This is a genomic window from Microcoleus sp. F10-B2 (genome assembly GCF_036704965.1).
Lineage (GTDB): Bacteria > Cyanobacteriota > Cyanobacteriia > Cyanobacteriales > Microcoleaceae > Microcoleus.
On record NZ_JAUBTB010000081.1, the window covers coordinates 1 to 14,824 of the forward strand.

Annotated in this window: 7 protein-coding genes and 1 pseudogene; all 8 read right to left on the minus strand. The window is 45.6% G+C overall.

Annotation, left to right across the window (positions count from 1 at the left end):
* Window positions 1-103: 103 nt before the first annotated feature.
* The 8 genes and pseudogenes from QUA99_RS25085 to QUA99_RS25120 all read right to left on the minus strand — a co-directional run bounded on the left by QUA99_RS25085 (window position 104) and on the right by QUA99_RS25120 (window position 14,747).
* The gene (locus tag QUA99_RS25085) at window positions 104-295 is read right to left on the minus strand and encodes a hypothetical protein (protein WP_333241807.1); all 192 of its coding nucleotides are present in this window, start codon (window positions 293-295) and stop codon (window positions 104-106) included.
* Between the two features lie 144 nt (window positions 296-439).
* A pseudogene (locus tag QUA99_RS25090) lies at window positions 440-664 on the minus strand (DUF4926 domain-containing protein); the annotation flags it as partial.
* A gap of 80 nt (window positions 665-744) precedes the next feature.
* Window positions 745-1,755, minus strand: a complete 1,011-nt coding sequence (locus QUA99_RS25095; protein WP_333241806.1) for a DNA-processing protein DprA — start codon at window positions 1,753-1,755, stop codon at window positions 745-747.
* Window positions 1,752-3,083 (minus strand): hypothetical protein, encoded by a 1,332-nt coding sequence (locus QUA99_RS25100; RefSeq protein ID WP_333241804.1) that lies wholly within the window; start codon window positions 3,081-3,083, stop codon window positions 1,752-1,754. Before QUA99_RS25100 ends, QUA99_RS25095 begins: the two co-directional genes overlap by 4 nt.
* Before the next feature lie 131 nt (window positions 3,084-3,214).
* Entirely contained in the window at window positions 3,215-7,801 is a 4,587-nt protein-coding gene (gene gltB, locus QUA99_RS25105) for a glutamate synthase large subunit (RefSeq protein WP_333241802.1), read from the minus strand.
* A 999-nt stretch (window positions 7,802-8,800) separates the two neighbouring features.
* The gene (locus QUA99_RS25110; RefSeq protein ID WP_333241800.1) at window positions 8,801-10,177 is read right to left on the minus strand and encodes a response regulator; all 1,377 of its coding nucleotides are present in this window, start codon (window positions 10,175-10,177) and stop codon (window positions 8,801-8,803) included.
* Between the two features lie 18 nt (window positions 10,178-10,195).
* The gene (locus QUA99_RS25115; RefSeq protein WP_333241798.1) at window positions 10,196-13,012 is read right to left on the minus strand and encodes an ATP-binding protein; all 2,817 of its coding nucleotides are present in this window, start codon (window positions 13,010-13,012) and stop codon (window positions 10,196-10,198) included.
* 334 nt (window positions 13,013-13,346) lie between these two features.
* Window positions 13,347-14,747 carry a response regulator gene (locus tag QUA99_RS25120; protein WP_333241795.1) on the minus strand — a complete coding sequence of 467 codons (1,401 nt, stop codon included), beginning with the start codon at window positions 14,745-14,747 and terminating at the stop codon, window positions 13,347-13,349.
* Between the last annotated feature and the right edge of the window lie 77 nt (window positions 14,748-14,824).

Here is a 14,824-nt window from a genome sequence, read left to right on the forward strand (position 1 = left end):
ATGAATGGATTGAAATATCTGCTTACAAGAGTTGGGGAACTTTTGTTACCTCTGTGGAAAAAATCCTGAAAGAATTTGGAGAAAACTATGTAATTAATTTTGTCTAGCTACTTACTTCACCTCGATGGGCCGCATCCATTCCCAGACGAATTTCTTGTTGCAGTTCTTTGAAGCGTCCTTTATAGATATGTTCCCATTTATCGGACTGCAAGAATTTGATGAAAGCTAAGACTTCTTGTTGCTGGTCTGGCGATAAGACCTTCACATTTTCCAAAATGGCTTGTTCGACTGTCATAATTATCACTTTTTTTTTATTGCTATTCTACAATCTAGTAACAACATTATATCAAACGGGTGGCTTGACAGCAATTCAGGGGTGACTTCAATTAGATTAGTTTGGGATACTCAGTTAGTTTATCCCTTGCACAATTGCCTCTACTTACGCAGCAAAACTATTAACCAGTCTAACTGTAGGTCTATCTGCACTTGTTGGCGATCGCAAATAACTTCCAGGTAGCGTGGCAACTGCTACAGTGTTTCCCAACAGATCGAAGAACTCAACGCTATAACCTGTTTCTAGCCCCTCAACGTGATGTTGTTCTACAACTGTACCGATATCGCCGGCATAAAGTCCTTCTTCTGGAAGGTTGCACAGCAAGATGACATCTGAATAAAGTTTTTAGTTCATATTGTCCTTTGTTAACTTGTTAATCGGCAATCAACAGAATCAGTTAAAAATGACTGCTAGATAGTGAGCAATAACTTTGACATCTTCTCCTCTTTGAGAGCTGATTCAAGCACTGGATATGACTGTTTAGTTAACAAAACCACAATTTTAGAGTTGGAGGTTTTGCTGTTTTTTAACTCTACAAACTCATTTAACCCTTGAACCCCATATTCAATGATTTTTCTATTAGCACTATAATCATCCCGGTGCATATCTGTTTCCACAGGATGTATGATTCCCAAGGGTCTGTTAGACTCAACAGAAGCTTTCACAGTGAAACGTGAGCCTCCGTCAATAGAACTTTGGATAAGAATCAAACCTGCTCCAAGCCCTGCTTGAATTCGACAAGATTTCACAACCGAAAAAGTATCTTGCTTCTTCAAAGGAGGAATTTCAGAGACAACAAGCCCACCATTTGTCAAGATGCGTTCAATATTAATTTCCGACTGCTTTGGCAAAGATCGGAAAGAGGGTTTAGCTAATCCACTGCCTACCACTCCGATTACCTCTGCAAAGCAATTGTTGTCACGATCTAGAATTGAAAAAGTGTCTATACCATCAGCTAAACCATTACAGATAACCCAACCTCTTGAGGAAAAATATTTACCAACTCGTTCGGCAATTATTTTGCCATTTTCATTTGGCTTCCTTGTGCCAATGAGAGTAACTACATCTTTATCTAGTAAAGATAGGTTTCCCCTAAAAAAAAGTATCGGTGGAGGATCTTTTAAATCTAAAAGCTTCTTAGGATAGTTTGCATCTACAACAGAAGTGAAACCAATTTCATGAGATTCACATTCAGCTAGTATATCCTCAGCTTGAGAAATAGCTTTTTCGATTTCTAAAGCTGAATACTTTTTTCCCACCAATGCTAGAAGTTTAGTAAGGCTAGCATTAGCATTCGCACTTGACCAATAATGGTAACTATTTTGTATAGTAACCAGACTTTTCTTGACAAATACAGCCCCGACTCCCTTGAGAAGAGAGAATGCGAGAATAATCAAGCTTAGTTCCGAATTTCGTTTCATACTATGTTCTCCGTGTATCCGCATCCATCGCCTTTATATCGAGGTAAAACGCAGGAGTAAAACTTGTTGCCATTTTGCCTGTTAATCTTTACTTGCAGTCGTTTAGAACATTTAGGACAGAGCTTACTGCTATATACAGGGGTTATCAGATGAAATAAAGCAATGAACAAAACATTTTTTGCTCCTCTAGCGCGTAATTTCTCTGCCACAATCTCTGCTGTAGCTCCAGTAGTGTAATTATCGTCAATTATTATGACATTTTGGCCATTGACATTCACTCCCTCCTGCAAGATAAGGTTATTACGCACAAACCTCCGCCGATCTTCTGCTGAAAGTTGTCTGCGAGTCGAAGAATTTACCCGCTCATTCCACTCAAATATACTGCGGCAGTCCCAGGAAGCTGTCCTCTGTCCAACAAGTTCAACAATGAGGTCAAACAATTCCCCCATTTTATTCGCTGGTTGCGTTGTTCGCTTGTCCGGGACATAGGTAAATATATGCCATAAAAAGGATCTATCCTCTAGGATACGGTCTATATAAGCTATGACAGAATCCCGAAGTGTAAATAATAACTCTGTGCTTCTATTTGTCCGACTGAATTCGAAGTATTTTTCCCTAATATCGTATTTATCGCACTCACCCTGAGACTGCCTAGCCAAAATTCTGTGAGCAGTCAAGCTTTTATCTTGCAGAAAGTCATCCGGACGCGGTTTCCTTGCTAAGTAACTTACCGCACCCCTGCAACCAGCTTCCAAGCACAGCAAATTCTGTAAAGGATTTCTCAGAATATTTAGTATGTCATCATAACTCTCAGCGTAGTATGTAGAACCGCTCTTAATGTTTTTAACATAATCACCAATCCCGTCTCTAATCTCTAAATTTTTTGCTTCATAGAATGCAGTTAACACTGTTGGTACTCGTAGTCCTCGACCCAGTTCAATATCTAACCAAGAGTCACCAAGCACGTAACAATTGCTATCTAAAATTTCTATGTTTTGCGAACGCAAAAAATTAAGAGTATTTAAGGTATTAGGTTTATCTGCAAGCGACAGTGCAGAAACATTACCAAAATACTCTTTGACAATTGTATTGACATATTTGGGATGCGAATCAGAGACAATAATACACTGAAATCCCAGACCTGTTGCTTCGGAGATAAATTCTCTAGCACCCTCAAAGATTTCAATCCGTGATAAATCTGTTTGCTTCTGCCCATCTTTCATGGGTTTCAATGCGATATGTGCGGTATTTGTTAAAGTTCCATCCAAGTCTATTAACAAAATTTTACGCTCGGCTAATACCCTGTTGTTCCTGGGAATTCTAATCATGGAATTCTCAAAGTTGCTCGTACTATTACCAGTGAGTGTATTGCACTAAACTTATAAAAACCGAATACGCGGCATAGGTAGTGTGAGCCTAAAAAGGGGCTTCAACCCCTTTTTAGACTTCATTTTAAACCCTAGCTGCCGCCAATCCGAGCGACATCGCGAGCGTTTTCTTCAAACGCAGCCGTCAGCGCATCATCACCGCTTAAACCCGATGCGATCGCCCTTTCAATAGCCTGCAACACCCGCTTATAATCCCTCGGCATCACCTTCACAAACACCGGCACCATCGAGTCCCAATTTGCCAGAACCTTCGATGCTTTCGCACTTCCAGTCAAATCAAAATGAGTCTGAATTAACTGCCGCAAATCGCTAATTTCCTCAACATCCTCCAATTTTTCCAACTCCACCATCGACATATTGCAGCGAGTAGCAAAATCTCCCGCCTCATCCAAAATGTAAGCAACACCGCCACTCATACCCGCTGCAAAATTGCGCCCGGTTTTGCCCAAAACTACAACTTTGCCGCCAGTCATGTACTCGCAACCGTGATCGCCCACACCCTCAACTACTGCATTAACGCCGGAGTTACGCACCGCAAAACGTTCGCCCGCAATCCCTCGGATGAAAACCTCGCCGGATGTCGCGCCGTAAAGCACTACGTTACCGACTATCACGTTTTCTTCCGCGACAAAGGTAGAAGCTGCCGACGGATACAAGATAATCTTGCCGCCGCTGAGCCCTTTGCCCAAATAGTCGTTAGCTTCCCCTTCGAGCTCCAGGGTGACACCCTTGGGCACGAATGCGCCAAAGCTTTGCCCGGCGCTGCCTTGGAAGTGCAGGTGCACCGTGTCATCCGGCAAACCTTCCCAGTTGCGTTTGGTGATTTCGTTGCCGAGAATTGTGCCGACAACCCGGTTGACATTGGTAATCGGCAGTTTTGCGTGGACTTTTTCGCCGTTTTCGATCGCACCTTTGCACAAATCCAACAACACAGTCATGTCGAGAGACTTTTCTAAACCGTGATCCTGCGCCATCTGACAGTAGCGCCCGACATCCGCCCCAACCTCCGGCTGGTAAAGGATTTTCGAGAAATCCAAACCCTTAGCTTTCCAGTGTTCCACAGCTTGCTGAGGTTCCAGAACATCTGTGCGGCCCACCATTTCATTCAGCGTGCGGAAGCCCAACTGCGCCATAATTTCCCGGACTTCCTGCGCGACGAAGGTCATAAAGTTTACCGTGTGATCCGGGTCGCCGGTAAAGTTTTTCCGCAGCAGCGGGTCTTGGGTGGCGACGCCCACCGGGCAAGTGTTCTGGTGGCAAACGCGCATCATGATGCAGCCCAATGTCACCAGCGGCGCCGTCGCAAAACCGAATTCCTCAGCACCAAGCAAGGCAGCAATTGCTACATCGCGACCGGTTTTCATTTGACCGTCAGTTTCCACGACAATCCGGCTGCGGAGATTGTTGAGTACCAAAGTCTGGTGAGTTTCCGCCAGTCCCAATTCCCAAGGTAAACCGGCGTGTTTGATCGAAGTTTGCGGCGAAGCGCCGGTTCCGCCGTCGTAGCCGGAAATCAACACGACATCGGCGTGGGCTTTAGCAACCCCGGCCGCGATCGTCCCGACTCCAACTTCCGACACGAGTTTGACGCTAATCCGCGCTTCCCGGTTGGAATTTTTCAAGTCGTGAATCAATTCGGCCAAATCTTCGATCGAATAAATGTCGTGGTGAGGAGGAGGCGAAATCAATCCCACACCCGGAGTCGAGTTCCGCACCTTGGCAATCCACGGGTATACTTTTTTACCCGGCAACTGTCCGCCTTCACCGGGTTTCGCGCCTTGCGCCATCTTGATTTGCAGTTCCCGCGCTTGGGAAAGGTACAAGCTGGTAACGCCGAAACGCCCGGAAGCAACTTGTTTGATCGCGCTGTTTTTCGAGTCGCCCCGATCGTTCGTCCAAGTGTAGCGTTCCGTGTCTTCCCCGCCTTCACCGGTGTTCGATTTGCCACCAATGCGGTTCATGGCGATCGCCAGAGATTCGTGGGCTTCTTTAGAAATCGAACCGTAACTCATCGCCCCAGTTTTAAAGCGTTTGAGAATCGATTCGATCGGTTCAACTTCCTCAATCGGTATTGATTCCCGCTGCTTGAATTGCAGCAAACCGCGCAGGGTAAAATGCTGCTGGTTTTGTTCGTTAACCAGCCCCGAATACTGTTTGAAAAGCGTATAACTGCCCTCGCGCACCGACTTTTGCAGCGCGTGAATTGTCTGCGGGCTGAACAAATGCGCCTCGCCTTCTTTCCGCCACTGATATTCGCCGCCGACATCGAGAGTATGTCCGCTGGACGGGCGATCGGGGAAAGCGTGAGTATGGCGCAAAATAGCTTCTTGGGCGAGGACTTCGAGGTCTACGCCTTCAATCCGCGAGGCTGTCCAAGCAAAGTATTTATCGACTACGGATTTGTTTAAGCCGATCGCCTCAAAAATCTGCGCGCCGCGATAGCTTTGAATTGTGGAAATCCCAATTTTCGAGGCAACTTTCGTCACACCTTTAGTTGCCGCTTTGACGTAGTTTTTGCAAGCTGTTTTGTACTCGACATTTAGCAGCAATCCTTCGCGGATCGAATCGGCGATCGTCTCAAAGGCCAAATACGGATTAATCGCGCCGCAACCGTATCCAATAAGTGTTGCAAAGTGATGCACTTCCCTCGGTTCGCCGGATTCGAGCACGAGTCCCGCCCGCGTGCGCGTACCTTTACGGATCAAGTGGTGGTGCAGGCCCGCAACTGCCAGCAGCGCTGGAATTGGGGCTTGGTCTGGACCGATACCCCGATCGCTCAAAATGATGATATTCACCCCGGAGGCGATCGCGCTGTCTGCTCCTGCAAAAACGTCTTCTAAGGCTTGTTCGAGACCTTTTACCCCGCTTTTGGGGTCAAACAAAATCGGTAGTGTAATCGACCGGAAATTGCCCTCACTTACGTGTTTGAGCTTAGCTAATTCTTCATTGCTGAGAATGGGCGTTTTCAGTTCGATCAAATGACAGCTTTCAGGTTCTGGTTTGAGCAAATTGCGTTCAGCGCCGATCGTAGTTTCGGCAGAAGTTACAATTTCTTCGCGGATAGAATCAATCGGCGGATTGGTAACTTGGGCAAACAACTGCTGGAAGTATTCGTAAAGCAGTTTTGGGCGGTTGGAAAGCACCGCCAGCGGCGTATCCGCACCCATCGCGCCGACAGCTTCCACGCCATCTTTCGCCATCGGCGCTAACAGCAACCGCAGTTCTTCAAAGGTGTAGCCGAAGGCCATTTGGCGCTGGATCAATGTTTCGGGGCCGGATTCTGGCAATGCCGGCGCATCTTTCAGTTTGGCGATTTCGACCATGTGCTGGTCTATCCACTCGCGGTACGGGTGTTCTGTGGCGATTTTGGTCTTAATTTCTTCGTCAGAAACGATGCGGCCTTCCTCGGTATTTACCAGGAACATCCGCCCCGGTTGCAAGCGGCCGTTGGATGCAATTCGTTCTGGGGCGATCGGCAAAACTCCCGCTTCCGATGCCATAATTACCAAGTCGTCTTTGGTAACGCAGTAGCGGGAAGGGCGCAAACCGTTGCGATCGAGCACGGCCCCGATCGAAGTACCATCAGTAAAGGCGATCGAAGCCGGCCCGTCCCAAGGTTCCATCAAGCAAGAATGGTATTCGTAGAAAGCCTTTTTCTCGTCACTCATCGACTCGTGGGCAGTCCAAGGTTCCGGAATCATCATCATTACGGCGTGGGGCAAAGAACGCCCGGCTAAAGTCAGCAATTCTAGAGCATTATCAAAGATAGTCGAGTCGCTGCCTTCGATATTGATTAAATTGGGGATTTTCTTTAAGTCATCGCCGAACAGTTCCGACTCGAACAGCGATTGCCGCGCGTGCATCCAGTTAATGTTGCCGCGCATCGTGTTAATTTCGCCGTTGTGGGCGATGTAGCGGTAAGGGTGCGATCGTTCCCAACTCGGAAAAGTATTCGTGCTGAAGCGCGAGTGAACCAGGGCTAGAGCGCTTTCCATGTCGGGGTCGTGCAGGTCGGGATAGTAATCTCCCACTTGCACCGGCATTAACATACCCTTGTAGACGATCGTCCGGCACGAGAGAGTGGAATTGTACCAGTAGGGGTCTGTGTTAGTCCTGCGGATGGCATTGTGAGCCCGTTTGCGGATGACGTACAGTTTCCGCTCGAAAGCCGCCTCGTCAATACCTGCGGCCCGCCGGAGGAACACTTGCTGCATGAAGGGTTCGCTAGATTTGGCGGTCTCGCCGAGGGACGAGTTGTCCGTGGGAACATCGCGCCAGCCGAGCACTTCCTGGCCTTCTTCTGCCGCGATTTGCTCAAAAATGCGCTGCCCGTTTTCCCGTTCTGTTCGATTTGGCGACGAGTAAATCGCGCCAACGCCGTACTCGCCGACTTCGGGAAGTTCGATGTTTTGCGCGGCGGCCGCTTTCTTGAGAAACTTGTGGGGCACTTGCATCAGAATCCCCGCCCCGTCTCCCGTGTTGGGCTCGCAGCCGCACGCGCCCCGGTGGTCGAGGTTCAGCAGGATTGTCAGTGCCTGCTCGACAATTTCGTGGGATTGCTGACCCTTGACGTGTACAATAAATCCGACTCCGCAAGCGTCGTGCTCGAACTGCGGATCGTACAAGCCTTGTTTTTGTGGCAGTTCGTTGCTGTTCATTTTGATGTTTTCCTAAAAGTGACGAAAAAATTGCGATCGGCAGAGTGCCAAGCTCTTTATTGTACCTAATATGTATTTTCTAATCATGTGAGCTTGGAAGTTTTCAGCTTAAGAAAATTGTTAGATATCAGCAGTCATTAGTCATTAGTCATTAGTCACAATAAAAATACTCCCCTTCCCTTACTCTCCCCTCTCCCACTCGTGACAGGTCGAGGTTTGTTACAACCGCGTGAGTATGAACTCCCCTCCCAGGGAGAAAATCAAGTGATGAAATGAAACTGCATCGAAAACCCCCATCTTGAAAAATCAGGGTCTCCAGGATTAGTCACGTATCGCGTCCAAACAAATGCCTCAAGCGATTTGGTTGGCGACGTAGAGCTGTTCCTTGTACACTCCTAGTTGCGACCCTGACTGCAAAGACCCGTGGTTGATTCTGACTGACCGGAAGCCCCTGTAAGCCGACCTTCTCTGCTATGGGCAACCTCACGCCCAGAATACCATTCTCGCTTCACAGGCCTTTCGGACCTGTAAAGCGAAGAGTATATTTTCTTGTGGGCCGTTGTTCCGAGCCCGTAAAAGACTTATTAACAATGGTGCAAGATGTAAGTTTACCGAATGAGTTTACCGCGCTGTCAAATTTCATCGTTGGCAATGCCATCATACCCGTTTACTTGACCAAGAATTTCAAAGGTGGTACCCGCCACGTGATTTATCCGTGGAATCAATCCAAAATCGAAAATCTAAAATCCTCAAGCCCCCGAATTTGTCTCGCGCAAGTCAATCCAAAATCCAAAATCTCAAATCTAAAATCGAATGACCCACAAAGGACTCAACGAATGCGGTTAGTGCTCGCTGTTTCCACTCTGTCGATGGCCATCCGGGCGTGGTGCTGCGGAATCATCAATCACCTCACCTCAACTCTCGAACAACTTCGCGCTGGACACATGACCTTAAAGAAACGCATAAGCTTCAAAGATTCACCCGAAAGAATTCTGATTGCTAATGTTGAATTGGCATCTCAATTACAAACTCTACCCCCCATTCAGTTGAGGAAATACAGGTAAGCTGACCGCCATGTTTTTCTTCTACAATCTCACGGCTAATAGACAAGCCTAAACCTGTCCCTTTACCGACAGATTTAGTAGTAAACATCGGCGTAAATAAATGCTGCATTATCTCGGGCGTTATCCCCAGACCATTGTCAGCAATCCGAATCACCACTCTTTCCCCCGGAACCCTTTCAGTGCAGATCCGAATCTGCGGATTGTCATTGCTCTGTTGCTTTTCACAGCACAGAGGACAACTAATCGTAGACTCTTCTAAAGCATCAATTGCATTCGCTAATACATTCATAAACACCTGATTTATTTGCCCCGGATAGCACTCTACCAGCGGCAACTCGCCGTACTCTTTAATAACTGTAATAGCTGGGCGATTACCTTGACCTTTTAGCCGATGACCTAAAATCAACAGGGTACTATCTAGCCCATCGTGAATATTCACTGGCGTTAGTGTCGATGTATCCAAGCGAGAAAAGTTACGCAGTGACATAGAAAGATTATAAAGTCGCTCTGTTCCTACCGCCATTGAATCCATAATTTTAGGCAAATCTTCAACGATAAACTCTAAATCAAGCTCCTGAGACTTTTCCTCAAATTCTGATGGCGAAGTAAGGCTATACTTGCAAAACTTCGCCATCGCGATCAAATCGGCAATATGTTCTTTTGCTGGAGGGAGATTGCTGGATATAAAACTAACTGGATTGTTAATTTCGTGAGCCACCCCAGCAACAAGCTGACCGAGGCAAGCCATTTTTTCGCTTTGAACGATTTGCACTTGAGCTTTTTTAAGATTGTCCAAAGCTTGAGAAAGTTCAGCAGTTCGTTCTTCCACCCGTTTTTCTAACTCCTGCGCGAGCTTCTGTAACGCTGCTTCTGCGGCAAGCCGCTCTTCTATTTCCCGTTTTAAAACCAAATTTTGCTTGGCGAGAGTTTTCGTCAAAGAACGCAATTTTAAATGGAGGTCTACGCGAGCTAACACCTCCTTTTGTTCAAAGGGCTTAGTAATGTAATCTACAGCCCCTAGATTAAAGCCTTTGACCTTATCTCCTATGTCAGAAAGAGCAGTCATAAAAATTACGGAAATTTCGTTCGTCAACGGACTTGCCTTCAGCCGATGACAGGTTTCAAACCCGTCAATTCCTGGCATCATCACATCTAACAAAATTAAATCAGGCTGACTGTATTCAGCCTGTTCGATGGCACTTTCGCCATCAGTTGCGACTAATATTTCCCATCCTGAACCAGCTAAAGCTTCAGACAGCACGTCGAGATTGCTAGGGTTGTCATCTACAATTAAAATGGTACTTGTTTCCATATTTTCTGCCTTCATTCTTTATTGTCTGTGGGATGTAATAAACTCTTTAATTTTTTTTACCTGATAGCTTTGGGCTAACTGGCGCAGCTCAATAGCAAAGGACACAAATTTCCGATCTAACTTCTCTAGGTACTCGCTGCGCTTGACAATTCCTTTCACGTTGCCTCTCATCGCCAGTTCAAATAGGAGTTCCATTTCTTCTGGCGGGGGAGGCATTAAAGAGGTCGATTCAGAAAGTGATGGAGGAGCAGAGGAAAGGGGAATAGTGCTGATTTTTTCCTTCTTTAGTTCGTCATATATCCATTCAATTTCCAAATATTTTTGCAGCATCTCAAATAGCTCTTCTGCCTGCACTGGCTTACCGAGAAAACCCTTTGCTCCACCCTCCAAACTTTTATGTTGATCGGTAGCAAATACACTGGCCGATGAAGCAATGATTGCCACATCTTTATAGTGTGGCATATTTCGGATACGGCGCATCATCTCAAAGCCATCTAACACTGGCATCACCAAGTCAGTGATAATCATATCGAACTGAAACTCTTCTACTTTTTCTAAACCCTCTTGACCGTTTTTAGCTTCGGTTACTTCAAATCCGAGGGGCTCTAGCAGATTGACAATGACTGAGAGATTTTCCCATTTGTCATCCACAACCAAAATTTTCTGCTTTCTACCTTGGTAGCCAACCAGTTTTCGTTGCTTGGCAATCGTGGCTGTATTTGCCCACTCTGCCGCTTCCCGTAAATCCAAATCCAGCCAAAAAACACTGCCTGCTCCTGACTGACTTTTTACTTGAATTGTGCTACCCATCATTTCGACAATTTTCTGGCTAATTGTTAAACCGAGCCCGGTTCCTTCCGCCTGACGGTTGCTGTCTCCTACCTGTTCAAAAGGCAAAAATATTTTTTCTAATTGTTCTGGTGTCATACCAACCCCAGTATCTTCTATTTGAAACCGAATTTTGTGAATTGGTGAGGGTGAGTTTTGCTGATTGCTTTGTAACTTTTCACCTGTTACCATTTCCAGATATTCTATCTTAAAAGTCACCCGTCCAGAGTCGGTAAACTTAATTGCATTGCTCAGTAAGTTAATGAGTACCTGTCGCAACCGTTTTTCGTCAGCGTGGATGCCAGAAGGCATTTCAGAAGTGGGTTGATAAACAAAAGCAATTCCTTTTTGTTCGGCTCGGATGCGGCAAATTTCTGCGACTCCCTGCAAAAAGGAAGGAAAATGGAAATCTTTCGCGTACAGTTCCAATTTCTGCGCTTCAATTTTAGCGAGGTCTAAGATGTCATTGATCAGGGTTAGCAGGTGGGAGCCACACTGGTGAATGATACTGATGCCTTGGAGCTCTTTCGGAGCCATGGTTTTCGAGCGTTCTAGGATTTGAGCGTACCCTAAAATCCCATTGAGTGGTGTTCTCAATTCGTGACTCATATTTGCTAAAAATTCACTTTTAGCTTGGTTGGCGGTATCAGCGATTTGTTTGGCTTCCGTAAGTTCAGCGGTGCGTTCTTCTACTCGGATTTCTAGCTCGGAATTTGTCTTTGCTAGCGCTTTAAAGGATTCGCGCAACTGGTGGGCCATCATGTTGAAAGACTGACCCAGAACTTCTAGTTCTTCTATGCCTTTTACCTGCACACTTTGGTCTAAATTTCCACTGGCAATTGCCCTAGAAGCTGCGCTCAAATCGAGAATCTGGTTGGTAATCCAGCGTGCAGTTAATATTCCCAAAGTGGTAGCTAGCACCAATGCTCCCAAACACAACAAAATGGTAGTCTGGGTATTGGCGTTAATTTGATCCATGAAATCGCTTTCAGGTACTACGACCACGATCAACCAGTCCAAACCTCGGCTATCCTGAAAGGGCATAACTTGGAGGAATTGTCGCTGGCGGGCGATCGTAAAATCCAATTGCTGAGAGCTATTAATTTTACTGAGGTCGCCAAAGTGTTCTTTTAACTGCGCTGTTGTCAGCCGAATTAAATCATCTGTGCTGTCTAAAGCATTCAGGCGATCGAGCTTGTCATTGTTGGTGATAAATGCTTCTTTGAGACTTGAACTGGCTACTAGAAGTCCCGAACGTTCTATAATGAATGTCTGTCCCGAACGACCGATCTTTAAGCTGTGCAGGAAGTCACTGACGAAAGAGAGCAGAAAATTAGCAACGAATACCCCGCGCAGCTCGCCACTTTCGTCATAAACTGGATGTCCGGCAGGAAGCGAGAGCGTTTTCTGACCTATAAGCGAAAAAATTTCGCTCCATGTGGGCTTGCCTAAGCGTACACTGTCTTTATACCATGAACGGCTGAGTATATTGTAGTTGCGGGAGACTTTTAAGAGCTTCGTTTGATTGCCTTTGCTATCAGATTCATAAATATGAAGTTGATTGCGACTATCCTTATCTGCTATTTTAAAAACTACTTTGCCATTCTCTTGGCGTTCAATGGCAATGAACTCTCCAGTTTTAGTAGCAAAACCCATATTGGGCAGAGAAGGAAAGGCTTGAATTTGCTCCCACAAATAGCGCTCCGTACTCTCCAATTCGTCTGGATTTAAGTATCCCAGGCGAAGGGCATTGGCATTCAGTTGATTGACGCGAGGGGCTGTGTCTAGGTAAGTGTTGAGCTGCTGCTGGATGCGGGCAGTAATTTCACTCCGCAACTGGCTGGCAACTTCGTTGACTGCTTTTTGCCCGTTGCGTAAGGACAGCCAGCCTGTGAGCCCGACGGCGGCAAAGATTTGCACGACGAATGGCAACACTAGGATCAGGCGCAGGGACACCTTTTTTTGAGAACTGTTTGATAAGAAAGTGATTGGAGAGGTCTGTGACATTTATCAATGTTTCTGCAGGGATAACGGGTTGGTTGGCTGAAAAATATCAGGCTATTGACTAAAACGAGGCTTAGGAAGTACATCTTAAAAACAGTTGTATTCTTAAGTTAAGTATAGTAAAAAATATTGGTCAGCGAAGTTTATTTAAGAACTATTACAAATTATTTTTTATTATGCTGTTATGATAAGATGTTAGGCTCGTGCTGGCGCTTTTTATTCGATCGCGAATCAGCAGATGAGTTTCGGAGAGCGGAAAATGGTAAAATTGTCTGGAGGTTGAAGGATCTAACTTACAAAATTTACTATTCGATGGAGATGAGACAATATATTCCTTTCAGGGAAACTGGGAATGTTTAACAGGCAGAACAACAGTAAATGTCGTTCCTACTCCGGTCTCACTTTGACAAAAAAGCTGCCCTCCGTGAGCTTCCGCTACAATTTGATAGCAAATCGACAGCCCTAATCCCGGCCCAGAACCAATTTTTTTTGTGGTAAAAAAAGGATCGAACACGCGCTTTTTCACATCCTCCACCATCCCCACACCGTTATCGGCAATCGAAATCGCCACCCGTTCAGAGTCGATTAGCTCCGTGCGAATAGTAATTTTTGGGATTATAAATTGAGAGCTGTTGAGAGATGAAACCGGACTGTCTAGTGTCAGCGGCTCACCATTTGCCACCACTGACGAACTATTCGCGATTCTCAACTCTAAAGCCTCAATCGCATTGCACAAAATATTCATAAATACCTGATTAATTTCACTGGCCCAGCACTCAACTAAGGGCAGGGAATCATATTCCTTGACGATTTGAATAGCGAACCTATCTGAAGGGCTGTTGAGCCTGGACTGCAAAATCATCAAAGTGCTGTCGATTCCACAGTGAATATCCACAGCCTTAAATTCTGCTTCCCCGAGCCGCGAGAAATTTCGCAAGCTCAGCACAATATCGCGGATACGTTTAGATCCTGCGTTCATAGAGGCCAATATTTGTGGAAAGTCCGATCTGACAAATTCAAAGTCAACTCGATCTTTAAAGTTCTGAATATCTGGGATCGGATGGGGCAAAGCCTGCTGGTAGAGTTCGAGTAACTGTAATAAATCAGATGTGTACTGACCTGCGTAACCGAGATTTCCAGATATAAAATTAATCGCATTATTAATTTCGTGAGCGATTCCAGCTATTACTGTATCCAGTGAGGACTTTTTTTCGCTTTGAATTAATTGCGTCTGAGTTTGCTGTAATTGTCGCAGAGTTAGCTCTAATTCTTGGGATTTTTCTCGCTCCTTCGCTTCAGACTGCTGCAACATAGAATTTTGTGCAATGAGTTGCTGTTGCAGATAGCGAATGCTGAGTTGATTTTCAACCCGAACTAAAACCTCTTCAAACTGAAATGGTTTAGTGATGTAGTCCGCCCCACCGCAAGCAAATGCTTTTACCTTATCGAGGGTATCATCTAAAGCACTCAAAAATATTACGGGAATATCACGATTCTTTTCAGATTTTTTCAATTCTTCACAAACTTGATAGCCGTTGATTTCCGGCATATTGATATCGAGTAAAATTAAATCTGGCGGAGCGGCATCCACTCCCTTGAGAGCCATAGCACCGTTAATTGCACTGCGAACTTTATATCCCTGCTCAATCAGCATGGTGGATAAAAAGCGCAGATTATCCGGCGTGTCGTCAACAATGAGAATATTTGCTTTAGCTGCTGACCCTGGATTTTTATTCATTGACTTTATACCTGAATTATATTTTTGAATTGACTAAAATATTTGATATCTAGAGCTATGGCAGTTATGCGGCAAAT